Annotated in this window: 20 protein-coding genes; 11 read left to right on the top strand and 9 right to left on the bottom strand. The window is 70.1% G+C overall.

The window, feature by feature from the left end; all coding sequences use genetic code 11:
• Positions 1 to 217 precede the first annotated feature (217 nt).
• Positions 218 to 742 carry a hypothetical protein gene (locus tag OWR29_RS46455; protein WP_267570112.1) on the bottom strand — a complete coding sequence of 175 codons (525 nt, stop codon included), beginning with the start codon at positions 740 to 742 and terminating at the stop codon, positions 218 to 220.
• Positions 743 to 796: 54 nt separating this feature from the next.
• Here OWR29_RS46455 and OWR29_RS46460 point away from each other — a divergent pair, with 54 nt between their 5' ends.
• Together OWR29_RS46460 and OWR29_RS46465 are read left to right on the top strand one after the other, a co-directional pair.
• On the top strand, positions 797 to 1,378 hold the full coding sequence (locus OWR29_RS46460) for a DinB family protein (protein ID WP_267570113.1): 582 nt from the start codon (positions 797 to 799) through the stop codon (positions 1,376 to 1,378).
• Between the two features lie 83 nt (positions 1,379 to 1,461).
• Positions 1,462 to 1,800 (top strand): hypothetical protein, encoded by a 339-nt coding sequence (locus OWR29_RS46465; protein ID WP_267570114.1) that lies wholly within the window; start codon positions 1,462 to 1,464, stop codon positions 1,798 to 1,800.
• A gap of 42 nt (positions 1,801 to 1,842) precedes the next feature.
• Here OWR29_RS46465 and OWR29_RS46470 read toward each other — a convergent pair whose 3' ends face one another.
• Positions 1,843 to 2,583: an SUKH-4 family immunity protein gene (locus OWR29_RS46470; protein ID WP_267570115.1), complete on the bottom strand. Its 741-nt coding sequence runs from the start codon at positions 2,581 to 2,583 to the stop codon at positions 1,843 to 1,845.
• A gap of 226 nt (positions 2,584 to 2,809) precedes the next feature.
• Between OWR29_RS46470 and OWR29_RS46475 the strand changes: the two genes are divergently transcribed.
• Complete coding sequence (locus tag OWR29_RS46475) at positions 2,810 to 3,703, top strand: M14 family zinc carboxypeptidase (RefSeq protein WP_267570116.1); 894 nt, start codon at positions 2,810 to 2,812, stop codon at positions 3,701 to 3,703.
• A gap of 4 nt (positions 3,704 to 3,707) precedes the next feature.
• Here the strand turns inward: OWR29_RS46475 and OWR29_RS46480 are convergent, their stop codons facing one another.
• Complete coding sequence (locus OWR29_RS46480) at positions 3,708 to 5,330, bottom strand: RecQ family ATP-dependent DNA helicase (RefSeq protein ID WP_267570117.1); 1,623 nt, start codon at positions 5,328 to 5,330, stop codon at positions 3,708 to 3,710.
• Between the two features lie 693 nt (positions 5,331 to 6,023).
• On the opposite strand from OWR29_RS46480, the gene OWR29_RS46485 reads away from it, so the two are divergent.
• Both OWR29_RS46485 and fdhA read left to right on the top strand, forming a co-directional pair.
• Entirely contained in the window at positions 6,024 to 6,215 is a 192-nt protein-coding gene (locus tag OWR29_RS46485; RefSeq protein ID WP_267570118.1) for a Flp family type IVb pilin, read from the top strand.
• A gap of 170 nt (positions 6,216 to 6,385) precedes the next feature.
• Complete coding sequence (gene fdhA, locus OWR29_RS46490; RefSeq protein WP_267570119.1) at positions 6,386 to 7,633, top strand: formaldehyde dehydrogenase, glutathione-independent; 1,248 nt, start codon at positions 6,386 to 6,388, stop codon at positions 7,631 to 7,633.
• 236 nt (positions 7,634 to 7,869) lie between these two features.
• On the opposite strand, the gene OWR29_RS46495 is transcribed toward fdhA, so the two are convergent.
• Positions 7,870 to 9,534, bottom strand: coding sequence for a YndJ family transporter (locus tag OWR29_RS46495; protein WP_267570120.1), 1,665 nt, complete (start codon positions 9,532 to 9,534; stop codon positions 7,870 to 7,872).
• Positions 9,535 to 9,592: 58 nt separating this feature from the next.
• Here OWR29_RS46495 and paaI point away from each other — a divergent pair, with 58 nt between their 5' ends.
• Complete coding sequence (paaI, locus tag OWR29_RS46500; protein ID WP_267570121.1) at positions 9,593 to 10,021, top strand: hydroxyphenylacetyl-CoA thioesterase PaaI; 429 nt, start codon at positions 9,593 to 9,595, stop codon at positions 10,019 to 10,021.
• Positions 10,022 to 10,530: 509 nt separating this feature from the next.
• Here paaI and OWR29_RS46505 read toward each other — a convergent pair.
• From OWR29_RS46505 to OWR29_RS46515, 3 genes are all read right to left on the bottom strand, one after another.
• Positions 10,531 to 11,832 carry a VanW family protein gene (locus OWR29_RS46505; protein WP_267570122.1) on the bottom strand — a complete coding sequence of 434 codons (1,302 nt, stop codon included), beginning with the start codon at positions 11,830 to 11,832 and terminating at the stop codon, positions 10,531 to 10,533.
• A complete protein-coding gene (locus OWR29_RS46510) occupies positions 11,829 to 12,659 on the bottom strand; it encodes a serine/threonine-protein kinase (RefSeq protein WP_267570123.1) in 831 nt (276 codons plus the stop codon). The genes OWR29_RS46505 and OWR29_RS46510 overlap by 4 nt, the downstream gene beginning before the upstream one ends.
• 102 nt (positions 12,660 to 12,761) lie before the next feature.
• Complete coding sequence (locus OWR29_RS46515) at positions 12,762 to 13,886, bottom strand: baeRF2 domain-containing protein (RefSeq protein WP_267570124.1); 1,125 nt, start codon at positions 13,884 to 13,886, stop codon at positions 12,762 to 12,764.
• 134 nt (positions 13,887 to 14,020) lie between these two features.
• On the opposite strand from OWR29_RS46515, the gene OWR29_RS46520 reads away from it, so the two are divergent.
• The gene (locus OWR29_RS46520; protein ID WP_267570125.1) at positions 14,021 to 14,893 is read left to right on the top strand and encodes a universal stress protein; all 873 of its coding nucleotides are present in this window, start codon (positions 14,021 to 14,023) and stop codon (positions 14,891 to 14,893) included.
• Positions 14,890 to 15,624: an SDR family oxidoreductase gene (locus OWR29_RS46525; RefSeq protein WP_267570126.1), complete on the top strand. Its 735-nt coding sequence runs from the start codon at positions 14,890 to 14,892 to the stop codon at positions 15,622 to 15,624. The genes OWR29_RS46520 and OWR29_RS46525 overlap by 4 nt, the downstream gene beginning before the upstream one ends.
• Here OWR29_RS46525 and OWR29_RS46530 read toward each other — a convergent pair whose 3' ends face one another.
• A complete protein-coding gene (locus tag OWR29_RS46530) occupies positions 15,625 to 15,921 on the bottom strand; it encodes a hypothetical protein (protein WP_267570127.1) in 297 nt (98 codons plus the stop codon).
• Positions 15,922 to 15,967: 46 nt separating this feature from the next.
• On the opposite strand from OWR29_RS46530, the gene OWR29_RS46535 reads away from it, so the two are divergent.
• Positions 15,968 to 16,309, top strand: coding sequence for a PadR family transcriptional regulator (locus OWR29_RS46535; protein ID WP_267570128.1), 342 nt, complete (start codon positions 15,968 to 15,970; stop codon positions 16,307 to 16,309).
• Positions 16,306 to 17,364, top strand: a complete 1,059-nt coding sequence (locus OWR29_RS46540) for a hypothetical protein (protein WP_267570129.1) — start codon at positions 16,306 to 16,308, stop codon at positions 17,362 to 17,364. The genes OWR29_RS46535 and OWR29_RS46540 overlap by 4 nt, the downstream gene beginning before the upstream one ends.
• Here OWR29_RS46540 and OWR29_RS46545 read toward each other — a convergent pair.
• Complete coding sequence (locus tag OWR29_RS46545) at positions 17,357 to 18,313, bottom strand: GlxA family transcriptional regulator (protein WP_267570130.1); 957 nt, start codon at positions 18,311 to 18,313, stop codon at positions 17,357 to 17,359. The genes OWR29_RS46540 and OWR29_RS46545 overlap by 8 nt on opposite strands.
• Positions 18,314 to 18,382: 69 nt before the next feature.
• On the opposite strand from OWR29_RS46545, the gene OWR29_RS46550 reads away from it, so the two are divergent.
• Entirely contained in the window at positions 18,383 to 19,309 is a 927-nt protein-coding gene (locus tag OWR29_RS46550; protein ID WP_267570131.1) for an EamA family transporter, read from the top strand.
• Positions 19,310 to 19,345 lie beyond the last annotated feature (36 nt).

Consider the following 19,345-nt stretch of genomic DNA (forward strand, 5'->3'; position numbering starts at 1 on the left):
TGGGTGCTTGGTTACTCGGGCGGGCCTGGGTGGTGGGTTTCGCGTTCGTACCGTGCCGGTTGCGCGTGTGGGGCTTCTTCTTACTGCTTCTTACTGCTGACCCGACCGCTGCGCGGATCGGGGCTCCCGGTCAGGGTCGCTCCTTTTAATGTGCCGCGCCGTCAAACAGTCGCGAGGCCCACGTACTGATCATGCCCGCCGCTTGTCGCGCGTCTTTCTAGGGATGTACGGCCTTGTCGGCTTTTCGGCGTAGCAGGGCGGTGGAGATGACGGCTACGGCCACGCTGAAGCAGCCTGCCACTGCGGCTACTAGGCGCGACTCCCGTGCTCGTCGGCTCAGGTACTCGGCCTCGCTGATGACCGTCGTCTCGCCGTTGTTGTTGAGTACGTACGTTCCGGCCTGTTCTTCCGCCACACCCGGTGAACCGGTCAAAGTGAGGACGGCGACCACCCAGAAGCCGGCGAACAGCAGCCCGCTTGCGACAAGCAGCCAACCGGGCAGCGTGTCGCGTACCAGGCGCCACAATGCCTTGGCCTGACCAGCGCGGGTCTCGGCCTGCAAGCCGGTGGTCCGGCGTATGCCGGCCAGCAGGACGGCGACGAAACCCGGAACCACCGGCAGTGCCGTCGACAGCGCGACAACAGCCAGGGGCCACCGAAGGCCGCCGGGCAGCGTCGTGGCCACCAACAGCCCGGCACACCAGACGATCCCGGCCAGCGCGAGCCCCCGAGTCCACACCATGGGCTGAAACTACAGGCGCAGGCGGACCTCGGCAGCGCCGCCTAGCCTGGGCGCATGGAACCTACCGGCGAAGTGCAGGGCTATCCGGAGCCCCCGGCGGTCGGCGACGAGTCCTCGACGCTCGTGGGATCCCTGGAACGGCAGCGGGCCACCTTCGAGTGGAAGTGCAGTGGCCTGGACGGAGAACAGCTGGCCAAGCGGCTCGACACCTCTGGTCTGACATTGGGCCGGCTCTTGAAGCACCTGGCCTACATGGAGGACATCAACTTCACCCGGGACCTGGCCGGTTGTGAGCTGCCGCGCCCGTGGTCGGAAGTGGACGCGGCCGGACGAAGCCAGTGGGTGTTCGAGTCAGCCGATGCCGACTCGTCCGAGACGCTTTACCAATTGTGGCGCGACGCCGTCGAACGGTCGCGATCGGCGGTGCGGGAGGCGCTTGACTGGGGCGGGCCGCAGGGGACCTACCGGTCTGGTGGCGGTTCCGAGGCGACCGTGCGGCGCCTGCTGGTCGACATGATCGAGGAGTACGCCCGGCACACCGGCCACGCCGACATTCTGCGTGAGGCCATCGACGGCCGCGTCGGGGAGGACCCGCCCGGCCCGGCCTTCTCCTGGTCCGACCACCACCCGCGCTGACAGCGGACTGTGGGCTGCATCGCCTCATGTAGGGCGCCGGCCTGCCGAAAGTACCGGGAGGCATCGCCGGCGAGGAGGTAGCAGTGTCCGACTGGCAGGACTGGTACACGCCGCCGGCCGAGCAGAGCGCTACCGAGGATCGAGCGTGGCGTGGCGCTGCGGCGGCCGCTGTCCCGCATGTCGTGATCCTGCTGGCGATGATGTGGGGAGTCCTCGGCGCGGACGGCGCCGACCGCGCTTATGCGGCGCTCTACGGCTTGGTCGAGCTCTATGTCGTGCCGGTGGCCGTGGTGGTGACCTTGTTCTTGGCGGTCTCGCGTCGGCGAGACGCCCGGCTTCCGATGGCCGTAGTCACCCTTGTCGGATCGGTTGTTGTATCGCTCGCAACGCTGATCATCGGCAACGGCAGCACTTGGACCTAGAGCGAACCGATGCCCCGCTGCACCGGCCGGTGGATCGCCGGCTCAGTCGTCGAGGAATGTCTCGACCCACATGGAGTTCGGCTCGTTGTCGGTCAAGGTCGGGTCGATCTTTGTCATGCCGGCCAGGAACGTCGAACGACACCTGTCCAACTCGGCGTGGTAACGCTCGGCCTGCTCCACTCCATCATTCGGGGAAGGCTCCGGGTGAGCGCGGATTATCGTGACCGCGGTGAACCAGCGCCAAGCGATCTCGACGAAGGCCGTCAAGGAGGCGTTGAAGTAACAGACGGCCGGGTGGTAGAGATCCGGGTGGTACGGCTGCAACTGAGGATGGATATCCGCGACGGTCAGCGGTCGTCCTCGGATGCCGAGGACACGCCCGCTGCCCGCAACCACGCCCGGCCGGATGGTGAGGGCGGCGTCGAAGTCGGAGCCGTAGACACCCAACAGGTACAGCCGGTCGTCCGCGTTCGCGAGAAGTCCCTCGGGCTCTCCGGCGATGTTCGGTGTCAGCAGTGGCTCTTCGGCGTCCTGGGGTGCGGGCGCGAGCAGGGGCCCACGCGGAAGCCCAAACGCCTTCAAGATCGCACGGTCCCGGTCCGGCACGTCCCATCGATCCACGGCGACACCTGGACGAACTTGTACTCCAGGGTCGATCAGAGAGTCGATCGGCGCCTGAATCGCCGACAGCACCGCGTCGTGAAGCTCGCCCACCGGTTTCCCTTCGGCTGTCATTCCAGCTTCTAGGGCGCCAAGCCGTTGACTGTCGAGGAAGGCGTCCATCGCCGCAGTATTGCTGACGCTTACCTGGGAGGTAATCGACGCTCGGGTCACGGCGGCCAGGCTGCGGGAGCGGCGGTGAGCTCCTAGGGTGAGGGGATCGACGTACCTCGATCTAGGGAGTTGTCCTGTGCGAGGCAAGATCGTTGTACTCCTGGCCGCCGCCCTCATCGCTGTGCCTGGTCCGGCGGTTGCGGCCACAAAGCAAGACAGGCTCAGTCCGACCCAGGTGGGCGCGGCACTGAAGAAGATTGCGAAAGCCAGCGACGGGCGCGTGCGGCTGGGAATCATCGGGCGCAGCAACGAAGGGCGGCCGCTGCGGCTGGCCACCGTCGGGCACGGGCCGACCCGGCTGCTGTACGTGACTCAGCAGCACGGGGACGAGCCGTTGGGGACGCCGGCCGCGGTTCGGGCGTTGTGGGCGTTGGGCGTACCCGATTCGCAGTGGCATCGGTGGCTTCGCAGCCGGCTGACCATCGACTTCGTGGTCCAGGCCAACCCGGACGGGGCGGTGCGCAACCAGCGGTACAACCACGACCCCAGCGCGTCGGGGGAGTACACGCAGCCGGGCGTCGGCTACGACATCAACCGGTTCCACAACCCGTTGACGCCGATCGAGGACAACCCGGTGCCGGAGTCGCGGGCGGTGCTGCGGCACTGGCACGCCACACATCCGCGGGTGGTCGTCGACTATCACATGCAGGGGCGTTACCTGCAGCCGGACGGGCGGGAGACGACCGCCTCGATCCTGTGGCCGACCAGCCCGCTGGCCGGGGAAGCTGCGGTCACTGCGGGCCGGAAATTAGCCGTACGGAACTACGACGCGACGACGGCGGCCGGGGCCAACGTGAGCCGGTATCCGGGTGGCGACTACGAGGGGATCGCTCGTAACGCGTACGGAATTCTGGGTTCTGCCTCGCTGTTGGTCGAGCTCTCGGATCTGCCGGAGGACCAGGTCGAGCTGCAGATCCGGACAGCCTTCACCTCTATGCTGGCCACCGCTCAGGGCGCGGCCGACGGTTCCCTGTGGCGAGCGAACCCGGATCGGGCCGACTCGATCCCGGAGCGCGGGCCGTCGCTGCCCGGCGCGGTGTCGTCCCTGTTCCGCGCGGACGCCGCGTAGACGGTCAGGCGTCGATGGTGAGCAGGCCGTTGGTCAGCACCGCGGGAGTCAGGTGACGGTAGCCGACGGAGTCGAACAGCACGGACAGCTCGTGGTCGTCGCGGGACAGCAGCAGGCCGGAACCCCAGTACTTGTGGGTCACGCGGGTGCCGTCGCCGGTGGTCGGTGACCACGTGGCGGCGGCCGGTGGGGGAGCGGCGGCGTCGTTGTCGCAGTTGCCGCACGGGGCCGGGTAGTGCTCGCCGAAGTAGGCGAGCAGCTCGGCCCGGCGGCACTGGGTGGTCTCGGCGTAGTGGCGGGCCGTGTCGATCTGGCTGGCCAGGATGGTCTGCCGGCGGTCGCCCGAGGCCAGCACGGCGTCGCGGGCGGAGGCCGGCACGGGGGTGGCGACCGTGACCTCGTCGCGGCCGGACGACGTCAGGAAGCCCTGCTCGATGAGCTCGGTGGCGACGCGTTGGGTGGCGGTGTGGCTGACGCCGGCCGCGGTGGCCACATCGGCCAGCGCCACCTGGCCGTGGGCGGCTTCGAGCTGGTGGACGACGGCGGTGACGGTCTCGGCCGGCACGCGGGCCCGGGCGGCCAGCAGACGCGGGATCCGGACGGCACGGCTGTCGTGGACGAGGACCACAGCGGCCGCGTTCCCGTCGCGCCCGGCCCGCCCGACCTCCTGGTAGTACTCGTCGAGACTGCCCGGGACGCCCGCATGCACCACCGTACGGATGTCGGGTTTGTCGATCCCCATGCCGAACGCGCTGGTCGCCACCACGATGTCGAGCTCGCCGGCGAAGAAGGCGTCCTGGATGCGCGCGCGTTCGGCGGCCGGCACCCCGGCGTGGTAGGCGGCGGTCTTGTACGCGTCCAGGCGCAGACGCTCGGCCAGTTCTTCGCAGTGCGTGTGGGTCAGGGCGTAGACGAGCGCCGGCGTCTCGTGGGCGAGCATCACTTCGACCGTACGGTCCTCGATGGCTTGCGCCTCGGGCAGATCCTGACGGGTCAACCGTACGGCCAAGCTCAGATTGGGACGATCGAAGCCGGCCACGATCACCTTCGGGTCGGTCATGCGCAGCCGCCGGGTGATGTCGGCCTGCACGGGCGGGGCGGCGGTCGCGGTCAGCGCCAGCAGCGGCGGCCGCCCGAGCGTGTCGGCGATGTCGGCCAGACGCAGATAGTCGGGCCGGAAGTCGTGCCCCCACTGGCTGATCAGATGCGCCTCGTCGATGGCGATCAACGTCACCGGGCGGCGGCTGTCCGAGATGGCGCCGATCGTCTCCTCGTTGCCCAACTGCTCGGGCCCCAGAAGCACAAAATCGGCCGACCCTTCCCGTACGGCGTTCAGCGCCTCAAGTCGCTCGGAGTGCCGCAATCCGGAGTTAACCATGCGGGCGGCCACGTTCCGCCCGGTCAGCGAGCGCAACTGGTCGCGTTGCAGGGCAAGCAGCGGCGACACGACGACCGTCAGCCCGCCGCGGGCCAGCCCGGCCACCTGATAGATCGCGCTCTTGCCGCTGCCCGTCGGCAGCACGGCCAACGTGTCCCGCCCGGCGGCAGCCGCGGAGGCCGTCTCTTGCTGAGCGGGCCGCAGAGCGAACCCGAGCACCGACTCGGCGATGGCGTTGACGTCAGACACCCGGTAAGTGTGGCAGCCCTGCGAATGAGAGTCGGTTGACCGCCGCGTGCACCTCGTCACCATGGCGCTATTTCTAACTCCCGCCGCTGCTCTCGCCGGCCGTCCTCGGTTGTGCCGCGCCGGCGGTGGTGGCTCTGGTCTTCCTGCTGGCTTACGAGCGCCGCCGCGCCGAGCCTGCTTCGGGTGGTGCTGACTCCGGGCCCGGCGGTGGCCTTCGACGCGCGAGCCTGGATCGTCTGGCTTTTGATCGCGGTGTGCGCGGCCGGTGTCGTCGCCCTTGTCCTTCAGAGCGCCGCCATTGCGCCCCCTGCGCCCGCCGCTTCCGCGTCAGTGCCCGCCGCTTCCGCGCTTGCGCCCGCCGCTTTTGCTCCCGCGCCCGCCGTTCCTGCTCCCGCGCCCGCCGTTCCTGCCCCGCGCCCGCCGCGTCCGCCGCTTCCACGCCGGCCGTTTCCGCGCCTGCGCCGGCTGCTTCTAACCCTGCGTCCGCCGCTTCCGCGTTCGTACCCCCCCCGCGCCCGCCGCTTCCGCGTCCGTACACGCCGCGCCCGCCGCTTCCGCGGCCGCCGGTTCCGCGTCCGGTGCGGAAGTGTCGCAACGAAGCTGCACCCGTAGGTCACTCCGGGCGCCACCGGGCGAACCGATGAGGGAATCGGAGCCGGCTGCCGACAAGCCGGAGAATCGGGGGAGATGGCTATGTTCCAGTACTTGGCAGCTCTGCTGCAGTCCCGCCTGCCGGCGACGGACGACGAAGGGGCGACCGCGGTCGAGTACGGCCTGCTCGTCTCGCTCGTGGCGGTCGTGATCATCGTCGGCGCCACCACGTTCGGCCAGCAGATCAGCGATCTGTTCGGGGCCGTCGCTGGCAAGATCAAGATGCCGGTCTGACTCGGGTGGCCGGCCCGTTCGCGGGCCGGCCCGGCGTTGAATGGGGCGGATGTCGCAATCGACGGCTTTCGCTACTACTCGGGGTTCTGTTTCCACTGCCGTCCGTGAAACATGGCGTTCATGGCGGCGTGACATTTCCCCCGCCGCCGGTCCGACGATGGGAGGCAACGATGCCAGCCAATCGCGCGGTGGTCTACGAGGGCCCCGGCAAGGTCGAGGTGCACGACATCGACTACCCGACGTACGAGCTGAAGGACGGGCCCGGCGTCAACAAACTGAACATCGGCCGCAAGGTGCCGCACGGCGCGATCCTCAAGACGGTCGCCACCAACATCTGCGGCAGCGACCAGCACATGGTGCGCGGCCGCACCACCGCACCGCACGGGCTCGTGCTCGGTCACGAGATCACCGGCGAGGTGGTCGACGTCGGGCCGGGCGTCGAGTTCATCAAGGTCGGCGACGTGTGCTCGGTGCCGTTCAACATCGCCTGCGGCCGCTGCCGCAACTGCAAAGAGGGCAAGACCGGCATCTGCCTGAACGTCAACCCCGACCGCCCCGGTTCGGCCTACGGCTACGTCGACATGGGCGGCTGGGTCGGCGGGCAGGCCGAGTACGTGCTGGTGCCGTACGCCGACTGGAACCTGCTGCGTTTCCCCGACCGCGACCAGGCCATCGAGAAGGCGCTCGACCTGGCCATGCTGGCCGACATCTTCCCCACCGGCTACCACGGCTGCGTGTCCGCGGGCGTGACGAGCGGTTCGACGGTCTACATCGCTGGCGCCGGACCGGTCGGCCTGGCGGCGGCCACGTCGGCCTGGCTGCTCGGCGCCTCGGTCGTCATCGTGGGCGACCTGAACGAGGAAAGGCTGGCCCAGGCCCGCAGTTTCGGCTGCGAGACGGTGAACGTGGCCCAGGGCGACCCGGTCGAGCAGATCTCCCAGATTCTCGGCCACGACGCCTCCGCGATCGGCGAGCCGCTGGTCGATTCCGCCGTCGACGCGGTCGGCTTCGAGGCCAGAGGCCACGGCGCCGACTCCGAGGTGGAACAGCCGGCGACCGTGCTCAACTCCCTGATGCAGCTGACGCGCGCCGGCGGCGCGATCGGCATTCCCGGCCTGTACGTGACTGGAGACCCCGGCGGCGTCGACGAGGCAGCCAAGGTGGGTTCCCTGTCACTGCGCTTGGGTCTGGGCTGGGCCAAGTCCCACAGCTTCGTCACCGGCCAGTGCCCCGTCATGAAGTACAACCGCAACCTGATGATGGCCATCCTCCACGACAAGGTCCAGATCGCGAAGAACGTCAACGCCCAGGCCATCCCCCTCGACGAGGCTCCCCAGGGCTACCGGGACTTCGACCAGGGCGCCGCCAAGAAGTACGTGCTGGACCCCCACAACATGATCAGCAACCGCAAGGGCTGAGCTCCGCAGCCGCGCCGGTTGAGGTCTTCGCTTTCCCGCCCGCGGTTCCGTCCCGTCATCGATGGGCCGGAACCGCGGCCCGTCAGTTGCCCACCCGGTTTGCCCCGTGCCGTGATTTGTGACGTGCCTCGTCCAACGACACCCCTCAGGGCCGCGGCGTCGGAACGCTGCCGTGGAATTGGGTGGTGGCCTGGGCCGTGGTTCGCTCAACCTGGGCGGAGCTTTTCCCGTTCCCGTCAGGTGCGCGCCGGGGCCGCGGCCAGTTCGGCCGTGCGGAGGGCGGCAGCGCAGCGGGCGATGAACACCCACTGCGCGACCGGGACGAGCGGACCCGCCAGGCGAGCAATCAGCAGCGACGGCTGCGAGCGCACGGTGATCTCGAAGCGCACTTCGCCGCCCGGCGCGAGCAGCACGCTGAACCGCTCATCCCCATTGAAGGTGTGACCGGGCAGGGCAACGTAGTGCATCACCGTACGGTCGGATTGCCGGACAACTTCCCGGACCTCACAAGGCTCGGCCACCCGCAGCCGCCCAACCCCGAGCGACGACAGCATGCGCAACCCCGGCGTAGCCGGCGGAGTGCCCGGATCAACCCACGCCCCCGACCGCCGATGCATGTCCCAGCTGAGCAACGCCACCGACGCCGCCTCAAAGCGACCCCGTCCCGCCCCAATCCGATGCGACCAGGTGTGCTCAGACCACGGCTGCTCCCCGCCGGCCCAAGCCACAACCAGCGCAACCAACACGGCGCCCGCATTGAGCACGCCATGAGTGAGCACCATCCACGTCAACCCAAGGTGCGGAATGTCGACGACCTGCCCAGCCGCGTAAAGCAACGCCAACGACATCGTCACCAGGCTGATCCCAAACAACCACCAAGCGCCGCTTCCCGCGCGACCCAAGCGTTCTCCGCGAGCCCCGTGTTCTGCGTGAGCCGGCTCTTCTACGTGACTCGGCTGTCCCGTGCGAGCCGACTCGTCTGCGTGAGCCAGATGTCCTGTGCGAGCCGGGCCTTCTGCGCGAGCCCCTTGTCTTGCGCCAGCCGGGTGCTCTGCGCGGGCCGGGAGTTCTGCCTGCGTTCCGCGTTCTGTGTCGGCGGCGTTCCCTGTGCCGGCGGACTGACTTGCATGAGTGGCGTACTCGGCGCGCGTCGCATCTCTTGCCCGGACGGCGAGCGCCAGCCAGAGGCCGGCCGTCAGCACGCCGGCCCCGACCAACTCGACCACGTCGCCGGCCGTTCCGCCGATGAGGAACCCGGCGCCCACCACCGCCACGCCGACCGGCGCTACCAAACGGAACCGGGCCTCAGCCAACGCCAGCAACAGCAACGCACCGAACCCAGCCACGTGAAAGTGCGCCGCCGTCAGCCCGAGCACCCCGGCCGGAAACCCGAACAGCGCGATCCCACCCCGCTCAGCCACCAACCCGACCGCCGCCACCGGTAAGCAGGCCGCCGCGAAAGCCACCAGCCGCTCCCGGCGCAACACCACCGGCACAGTCAGGCAAGCGAGCAGGTACGGCAAACAGAGCACCCCAGCAACCACTCCACGCGGCAATACGAGCGCAACCACAGCCGGCACGGCGACAGCCGGCCACCACCGCACGATCAGCCGTTCATTGTTGACCGAAGCGAGCAGTTTCTGGTGGCCGTTTGTGCTCACTCGTTGTCCACCATTGAGCGCGGCGGTCGGTTGGTGGCTGTTCGCGCTCGGTGGCTGTTCGTCGTTGAGCGAAGCGGTCAGTTGGTGCTGGCCGTTTGTGCTCGTTTGTTGGTCGAAGGTGCGCGAGATGGGGCGTCGTCGGCGGGTTAGTGCGCCGAGGCCGAGCGGGACGAACAGCAGCACGCATAAAGCGACCACGATGTGCAGGGCTGTCCATCCGGGGCCGGTCAACCTGTCCATGTGCGTCTCCCCATGTTCTTGAACGCGTTCAAGTTAGCATGGTGTTAGGTTGAGGGCGATGGCAGACGAAGCGGAGAAGGTGGCGCGGCGCAGCGCCGAGATCATGCTCGGGCGGGATGCGGCCAGCGCTGGGCTTGGAATTGAACTGGAAGAAGTCGCGCCGGGGCGGGCGGTGCTGAGCATGCGCGTGCGCGACGACATGGTGAACGGCTACGGCCTTTGCCACGGCGGGTTGTTGGCCTCGCTGGCTGACAGTGCGTTCGCCGTCGCCTGCAACACGTACGGCGAGATCACGGTGGCTGCCGGCTTCGACATCACGTTCCTCGAGTCGGGCCGCGCCGGCGATTTGCTACGCGCCCACGCCGTCGAGCGGGCTCGCCGCGGCCGCTCCGGTCTCTATGACGTGACCGTCACCCGCGCCGCCGACGACGTTGTGGTGGCCGAATTTCGCGGCCGCAGCCGCTCCCTGGGCAAACCCATCAGCTGACGCGTTGCGCCGTTGAGCTGGGCCTGCAGCTGTTCGTCCGGCTAGGCCGTCTGCTGATGCGTTGCGTCTTCGAGCCGGGCCTGCAGCTGGTCGGTTCGCTCAGGCCCTCTGCTGATGCGTTGCCCCGTCGAGCTGGGCCTGCAGTTGTTCGTTCGGCAAGGCCGTCTGCTGACGCATCAAGCCGTCAAGCTGCGTCCGGAGTTGTTCGTTCGGTGAGACCGTGAGTTGACGTATTGCGTCGTCGGGCTGTTCCTGTGGCTGTTCGTTCGGCGAGGCCGTGAGTTGACGCGTTGCGTCGTTGGCCTGTGCCCGTAGCCGTTCGTTGGGTGAGCCGGTGAGTTGACGTGTTGCCTTGTCAAGCGGGGCCTGCAGCTGTTCGTTCAGCGAGCTGCGAGCTGACGTATTGCGTCGTCGGGCTGCGTGGAGCTGTCGGTCGGTGAAGCCACCAGTTGACGCAGCGCGCCAGTGAAGTGCGCCGCTGGGATGTGCAAGCCGCCGGCGGCGGAGGGTCAGTCGAGGCCCTGGTAGGTCCAGTTCAGGTCGTCGGTTCCTCGGGTTTGGCCGTCCTGCTTGATGGTTCGGGTGACTGTGACGCGGAAGCCGCCGTTGTCTCGGGGGCGTCGGGGGCCGGTCACCGACTCGACCTCGCGGTTGCCGGTGTGGCCGTAGATGCCGACGGTGACCGAGGTGTCGGTGGTTCTGACGCGGATGACGAAGGGGGCCTCGGTGTCGTTGTGGATGACCTGGTCGATGGCGCGCCAGTCCAGGGTTGCCTCGCGGCCGGGGGGATAGCGGCTGATGTAGAGCGAGTGCGGCTGGTGTTTGCGGATGTCGAGGCCGGCGAACCAGGCCGCGTTGAACAGCGTTGTCGAGAACTGGGAGACGCCGCCGCCCAGTTGGTCCTCCAGCTCGCCGTCGACGATGGCGGGGGCGGGGACGAAACCGCGCGCCCTGGTGCGTTCGCCGGCGGCGTCGTTCAGGGAGAACGTGTCGCCGGCGGGGACCACGGTGCCGTCGATCAGTTCGGCTATGCGGTGGATGTTCGTGACTCTTGGGGCGCAGCACGGGTGGTATGTCGTGAACGTGCCGATCAGCTGGTCGACGCCGGCCAGCTTCGGGGTGTCGTTGCCCGGGGGCAGCTCGCGCACCGGCAGCGACAACGTGGTTCCGCCGCTGCGGACGGTTTCGGTCAGCAGCCGTACGGCGTCGGTGGTCTGCACGCCGCGGCCGGGTGCGCCCTTGTCGAGGGTCACACCCCGGTCCGAGGCCGTGTACGCGAGATCGCCCTTCCCGTCGAGCACGGTCTGCGGTGACGCCAGCTTCACCGACGCGTTGCGGGCCGGCTGGTTGAGCTGCTTCAACGCCTCGTCGAGTTTGTCCTGCGCGCTCGCTTCGTCCACGGTCAGCACCGGCGGCAGGTCGCGCCGGCCGGTGCCGGGCAGCCGGAAGCGGGTGGTGTCGACGCTGCGTTCGGTGGCGTCGACGTCGAGGCGGATGCCCAGCTCGGCCGGGCGCACGGTGAACCTCTCCGAGCCGGCCGCGATCGCCACCGGCTGTTCGACCTTCTGCCGTACGGGACCGTCGATCGCACCTCGCAAGGCGTTCTCGTCCATCCCGCCGACGGCCACCCCGGCGACGTACGTGCTCGCCGGCACCACCGCCGACGGCCGCACCAGCAGCAGGCCCGCCCCCACGATGACCACGACCAGGGCGACGCTCAGCCAGAGGATCCACCGGCGGGACCGCCGCGGCGCCGGTGGCTGCGGGATCGCCGCCGAGGCGGTCCAGCGCTCGTTCCCGTACGTCGTCATGCTTTGATCATGCTTGCCGGAGGGGCCGGCGACATCGGTCGTTTTACTGACGTCACAGTCGGTGTGACCAGCGCCTCCCGGGCCTGGGCGACCGAGAACCGGCGGTCGGGGCAGGCCGTCAGCAGGCCTTCGATGACCGGGCGCAGCGGGCCCGCGAGCCGGAACGGCGCCGGATCGGCCTCGGTCACGGCCAGCATCGTCGCGAACAGGTCGCCCCGGTCGAACGGCGAGCGGCCCTCGACGGCGGCGTAAAGCGTGGCGCCCAGCGTGAACAGATCGCTCGCCGGTTCGGGCCGCGCGCCGTGCAGCTGCTCCGGGGAGACGTAGGCCGGGCTGCCCGCGAAGCCGTCGTCGGGCGGTCCTTCGTCGTACGCCGGGCAGTAGGCGATGCCGAAGTCGATGAGCACGACCCGGCCGTCATGGGTGAGCTGAACGTTGCCCGGCTTCAGATCGCGGTGCACGACCCCGGCCCGGTGCACCGCCTCCAGCGCGTCGAGCAGGCGCAGCCCGATCCGGCGCACCTCGGCCACCGGCAGCGGCCCGTCGGTGGCGAGCACGTCGGCCAGCGTGCGGCCGGTCAGCGCCTCGAGCACGATCCACGGCTCACCGCCGTCCCGGACCAGGTCGAGGACCCGTACGACACCAGGGTGTTCGACACTCGCCGCGGCCCGGGCCTCGGCCAGCGCCCGGGCTTGTCCACCCCGCTCGACGTGCTTCAGAGCGACCAGCCGGCCGAGCAGTTCGTCCTCGGCCAGCCAGACCGACCCCATGCCGCCGCGCCCGAGCAGCGAGCGGAGCCGGTAGCGGCCCGCGACGAGTGTCCTCATGCCATTGACTCTGTCGATCGCGGCCGCTCACGTCGTCACGGCGAGCACCCAACTCGAGTACCAGCTAGCCGGAAAGGAGCGAGCGCCCAACCGCAGTGCCGGCTAGCCGGAGATGCCGGAAACAGAGGAATAGCGCATCACCGCGCCGATGCCGTGCTCGAGCTCGACCTGTTCGGGCGAGACCAGGTAGAGCTGCGCTCCGGTGCCCGCGGCGGCCCGCACCAGGGCGGCATCCGCCCGCACCTTGACCGGCTCTTTCACCCCGGCCTCGCGCAGCACGTGGTCGTCGACCGAGACCGCCGTCGGGTCGTCGGGGTCGATCCACAGCTTGTCCGTCGACGACATGTCGTTGATCAGCAGGACGGCGTCGACCTGACCGCGCTGCAGCGCGGCCACCACATCGGTCAGTCCGGTGGCCGCGGACCCGTCGCCCTGCTGGGCCCGGAACCGGTCGATGACGTCGCGCACGTGCCGGTCGGCCGTCTCGGCCACCGCCTGCAGCGTCACGTCGTCCAGCGCGCTCTCGTCGGCCCCGGCGCCGCGCGAGCCGGCCTCGGTGCGCACCACCCGGTCGTGCCAGCGCTTGGGCAGCTTGGCGATCAGGTCCTGTACGGCGTGCACGTCCCCGCCGACCACGATGACCTCGGCGCCGACCGATTCCGCGAGGTCGGCCGCGGCCGCCGCCACGTCGCCCGCGTTGCGCTTCCACGTCTCTTCGACCGAGTGCTGGAAGCGCAGCGTCGACCAGCCGCCCCCGCGAGCCTTGTGGATCGGGAACGTCTCGCCGCCCTGGACCGCCTCGTGCCGGGGCGCGCCGCCGGTGCTGAGCGCGTCGATGTCGCCGCCGGTGCGGTCGGCCAGCACCCGGACGTACGGCACCTCCTCGCCGCGCTGGGCGAGCAGCGGCATGGCGTGCGGCAGGGGTTCGACGTACGCGTTCTCGGAGATCGGCGCCGCCGGCAGCGTCTCGGCCAGGGCGACCTCGGCGCCGTTCGCGAAGACGGCGATGCCGTGCCGGCCGGCCACGAAGGGACGCTCGCGCACGACGTCCTCGACGGCGTCGATCGCGGCCGGGTCGGCGCCGCGCTCGGTCAGCGTCTCCCGCATCGCACGCAGACGCAGGTCGATCTCGTGCTCGGCGTTCTGTTCGGAACGCGTGGTGTCCAGATAGACCGACACCCAGGAGCCGGGCCGGTCGTACAACGGGCGCAAGAATGTCAGGTTCATGAATCCGGTCTACCCCTCGGTGCGCGAGTTTCACCCGGGACGAGACGACCGACGCGGTGACTGTCACATTTCGCGCCGCCCTCGGGTCTATGAGGAACGACCGAAAGAGGAACAGACCGAAAGGAGGCCGGCCGATGAGGGCACGCGTGATCGTGGGGGTCGACGGATCCGAACAAGCCTTGACCGCTGTGCGCGCGGCCGCGGGGGAGGCGGCCCGCCGCAGCATGCCGCTGCACATCGTGCACGCCTTCTTCTGGCCGATGCTGCACGTGAACACGGGACCGGTGTCGGCCGACATGCCGGACACCGGGCTGGAGAACTTCGCGGTGGACATGCTGGCCGAGGCCGTACGGACGGCGGAGGCCGCCCAGCCCGGGGTGCACGTCACGAAGGCGCTGATCGACGGGCCGGCCGCGCCGGTGCTGATCGAGGCGTCCCGCGGGGCCGCGTTGCTGGTGCTGGGCGACCGGGGGCTGGGCAGCATCAGCGGCCTGGTCATCGGCTCGGTCGCCGTGCACGCGGCCGCCCACGCCGACTGTCCGGTGGTGGTGATCCGCGGCGACGAGCCGCCGCCGGGGCCGGTCGTGGTCGGGGTCGACGGCTCGGAGTCGTCCGAGCTCGCGGTGGGCTTCGCCTTCGACGAGGCCTCGCGCCGCGGTGCGCCGCTGATGCCGGTGATCGTCTGGAACGAGGTGGAGGCGGCCGGGGCGCACCAGTGGCACTCGGCGTCGACGGCGTCCGAGGCTCTGGCCGGGGAGGCCCAGCGCACCTTGAGCGAGCAGCTGAGCGGGTGGCGGGGCAAGTTCCCGGACGTCGAGGTGGCCCCGGCCGCGCTGCGCGGGCACCCGCGCCAGGTGCTGGCCGACCTGTCGCGCGAGGCCCAGCTGGTCGTGGTCGGCGCCCGTGGGCTGGGCGCGTTCAAGGGGCTGATGCTCGGTTCGGTCAGCCAGTCGCTGCTCTACAACGCGGCCGGCCCGGTGGCCGTCGTACGAGGGGAGATGTCATGAGGATCGCGGTACTGGGCGGGACGGGGCTGATCGGCTCGCGGGTCGTCGCCCTGCTGAGGGGACGGGGCCACGACGCGGTGGCGCACTCGCTGTCGACGGGGGTCGACCTACGTACGGGCCAGGGTCTGCCCGAGGCGATCAAGGGGGCCGACGTGGTGGTGAATCTGACCCGCCCGGACCGGTTCGACCACACGTCGCCGGTGTTCTTCCGCGAGACCATGGAGAACCTGCTCCAGGCGGCCGAGGACGCCGAGGTCGGCCACATCGTCATCCTGTCCATCGTCGGCGCGGACCAGGTGCCCGACGTGCCCTACTACCGCGGCAAGGTGGTGCAGGAGGAGGTGCTGCGGGCGGGCGACATCCCGTGGTCGATCGTCCGGTCGACGCAGTTCTTCGAGTTCATCGACCGGGTCATGTCGTGGACCTCGGACGACAGCAGCGTCCGGCTGCCCAGCACGCTGCTGCAGCCGATCGCGGCCGACGACGTCGCCCGCATCGTGGCCGGCGTCGCGACCACCGGGTCCCTGGACGGCGTCCTCGAAATCGCCGGACCCGAGGTGTTCCCGCTCGACCAGCTGGGACGCATCACCCTGGCCGCTCGCGGCGACGAGCGGCCGGTCGTGGTCGACCCCGCGGCCGGCCTGTACTCGCACGTCAAAGGGGCTGCGCTGATCGCCCGGGACAACGCCGTGCTCGCCGAAACTACCTACCGCCAGTGGCTGAGCAACTGATCAGCTGCCCATCCGGATGAGCGCGTTCCCGCCCAGCATGAGCAGGTCGGCCCCCGCCACCAGGGCCAGGCTCAGGTGCAGGTGGCGGGAGGCAGCTTCGGGATCGTCGTCCCGCATGCCGCGCAGCGCCAGCACCCCGGCCCCGATGACCAGCGGGATGCCGCCGATCAGCAGCAGGCCCACCGAGCCCGGCGTGTGCCCGCCCGTGACCAGCAGGATCAGCATCACCACGGGGACGATGCCGAAGACCACCACGGCGATCCCGCTGTACCAGCGCAGCGGCCTCGTCGCTTCCATGTTCGCCACCTTGACCTCATACTCAGATAATCTTTATATTGCCCGCATGGCGAAGGCAATGCGGGAACCCACCTTCTGGATTCTGACCGCTCTGGTCGATCAGGCCCGGCACGGGTACGGCATCATCCAGCAGGCCGCCAGTCTGTCCGACGGCCAGGTCACGCTCCAAGCCGGCACGCTCTACGCCGCTCTCGACCGGCTGCACGCCGAGGGGCTGGTCGCGATCGACCACGACGAGACGGTCGACGGCCGCCCCCGCCGCTACTACCGCCTGACCAGGGGCGGGGTGGCCGCGCTGCAGGAAGAGACAACTCGGCTCGAGCGCAACGCGAGCACGGCTTCCCGCCAGCTCGCTGCCCGCCGCCACCTGGGCGAGGCGACCGCGTGAGCCGGCTCGGTGCGGGCTATCGGCTGCTGCTACGCGCCTATCCGCCCGGCCGGCGCCGCGGCGAACTGGCGGACACCCTGCTCGAGGTGGGTCGCGCCCGTCCCTCCGTACGCGAGGGCCTGAACCTGCTGCGGCACGGGCTCCGCGCGCGTCTGGGCCGACCGGCCAGTACTGCCGTGGTGGTGCTGGCGACCATGATCGCGCTGGTCACCGGCGTCGTCGGAGCGGCCGTGACCACGCGGTTGGCCTGGGAGGCGGTGCCCGCCCTGCCGTCCGGTGAACGCCTCGACGAGATCGCCGGCACCGTGTTCCCGGGCGTGCCCACCACCGCCGAGAAGTACAGCGACGAGTTGTTCTACGACCTGCGTGAGCCATCGACGGCCGAGGTGTTCCTGACCGGTCACGACGAGGACTTCCAGTTCACCGACGTCATCCTCGGGCCGGAGAGCCGCTTCCTGCCCGGCGACTACCGGCAGTGGACCGTCGAGGCGCAGGGCCGCCTGGTCGAGGCGGGCTGGGACGTCGGCCGGGCCGAGGTCACGGGCGCGACCTGGATCGCCACCGGCGAGATCGACGACAGCGGCCGCCTCTTCACCGCCACCCGGGACGGCCTCGCGCTCGAGATCCAGACCGAGACGGACGTCGTGGACACCCCGGCGGGCTCGTTCTCTGTGACGGCCGAGGTCGACCGGCTCACGCCGGGCTATGTGCTGGCCGCGGGCGTGTTCGGGCTGCTGGCCGGCGCGCTGCTGGGCTGGCTGGTCACCGGCTGGGTGAGCCGCCGCACCGAGTTCCAGGGCGCCGGCGTCCGCTCGCTGGCCCGTGAGCCGGCCTGGTTGGGTCTGGTCTTCCTGCTGCCGCAGGCCTTGGTCGCGCTGGTCGCCATGGTCGGTCAGCAGGTGGTCGGCGGGGCGCCCGGCTCGCCGTTCTGGGCCCTTTCCGTCACGTACGGGTTCGGGTGCGGGCTGCTGGGCTTCGTGCTCTTCGGCGTCTCGCTGGTGACCGCCCTGGTGGCCGGCAAGGCAGCCCCGGATGCCGAGCCGGTGGTCAGCTGACCTGGCGGAATGCTGTCCGGTAGGTCTCGGGGCCGACACCGCGTACGCGCCGGAACTGCCGCCGCAACGTGTCGACGCTGCCGAAACCGCTGCGGCGGGCCACCGACGCGATGGTCGAGTCGGCCCGTTCGAGCAGGCGCTCGGCGTGCCGGACCCGTTGCTCGCGCACCCAGGCGGCCGGGGTGGCGCCGGTGGCCGCGGTGAAGTGCCGGATGAAGGTGCGCGTCGACATCGAGGCCCGCAGCGCCAGCGCCTCCACCGACAGGTCGTCGTCGAGGTGGTCGGCCGCCCAGTCGAGCAGTTCCGACAAGCCGGTTCCGGCCTGGGGCGGGGTGACCGGGCGTCGCGAGAACTGCGCCTGGCCGCCGCTGCGGTGCGCGGGCACCACCAGCTCGCGGGCGACGCGGTTGGCCACGTCGGCGCCGTGCTCCTGGCGGATCAGGTGCAGGCAGAGGTCGATCGCGGCCGACGCTCCGGCACTGGTGGCGACGGCGCCGTCGACCGCGTAGATCCGGTCCATGTCGACGGCGACCTGCGGAAATCGGCGGGACAGATCGTCCGCGTACGCCCAATGGGTGGTCGCCGTGCGCCCGTCCAGCAGTCCGGCCGCGGCCAGCGTGAAGGCGCCGGTACACAGGGCGGCCACCGTGGCGCCACGCTCGGCTGCCCCGCGCAGCGCTGTTGTCAATTCCGTCGAAGGAGGCGGCACGGGCGGGGAGGCGCCGGTCACGATGATCAGGTCGGCCCGTTCCAGCCGGTCGAGGCCGTCGGTCGGGGTGACGCGGAAGCCGCTCGAGGTGAGCAGCGGCCCGGGCGACTCGGAACAGACCGCGTACGAGTAGCGGGGCAGCGACGGGTCGGCGCGCGGGATCCCGAAGATCTCGCTGGCGATGCCCAGCTCGAAGGCGGGTACCGGCTCGGCCACCACCACGGCGACGTCGACCGTCATGCCCTCAGGATGGCACAGAATGCCGCTCTCATGGCAAGTCTGCCAAATCTGAGCGGGTAGCCGAGGAGTATGACCTTCCTCGGACCGCTGCTCATCGTGTACGTCGTCTGGGGCTCCACCTATCTGGCGCAGAAGGTGGGCCTGGAGACGCTGCCCCCGCTGACCATGAACGCCACCCGCTTCCTGGTGGCCGGTGCGCTCCTGTACGCGTACTGCCGCTGGCGCCGGATGCCGAACCCCGACCGCCCGCAGTGGCGCGCCGGCGCCATTCAGGGTCTGCTGCTGCCGGCCGCGGGCACGGGCGGCGCCGCCTGGGCCGAGCAGTATTTGTCGTCCGGCATCACCGCGCTGTTCCTGGCCACCATCCCGCTCTGGATCGTGCTGGGCCGCCGGGTGGCCGACCACGAGAAGATCACCTGGCCGGTGGCGCTGGGGCTGCTCGCGGGCTTCACCGGGGTGGTCGTGCTGGCCCGGCCGTCCGGCGGCGGGGACGCGGTGGCGATCGCGGTCGCCTTGGGCGGGGCGCTGTGCTGGGGGCTGGGCACGGTGTACGCCGGTCATGCGCCCCGGCCGCAGTCGGCGCTCATGGCGAGCGCGATCGAGATGCTGTGCGCGGGCGCCATCCTGGTCGTGCTGTCCGGTCTTACCGGCGAATGGTCGCGGATCGGTCTCAGCGGGCGGTCGGCCCTGGCCGTGGGTTATCTGATCGTCTTCGGCAGCCTGGTCGCCTACACCGCGTACACCTGGCTGCTCGATCACGCCGCGCCGCGGATCGTCGGCACGTACGCCTTCGTCAACCCGGTCGTCGCGGTGCTCCTGGGCTGGTGGATCCTGAGCGAACCGCTCACTCTCCGTACGCTGCTGGCCACCGGTGTGATCGCGGCCGGGGTGGCGCTGATCGTGCTCGCACCGCCGCCCCAGCCCCGGGCCGTGAGTGACCCACCGCGCATCCGTTTGCGGGCGGTGGGGATTCGGCGGCAGTGTGAGAGAGGATGAGGGGCACGCTTGTTGATCAGGAGGGGCCCATGCGGT

This window comes from Paractinoplanes pyxinae (assembly GCF_026626335.1).
Classification (GTDB): domain Bacteria; phylum Actinomycetota; class Actinomycetes; order Mycobacteriales; family Micromonosporaceae; genus Actinoplanes; species Actinoplanes pyxinae.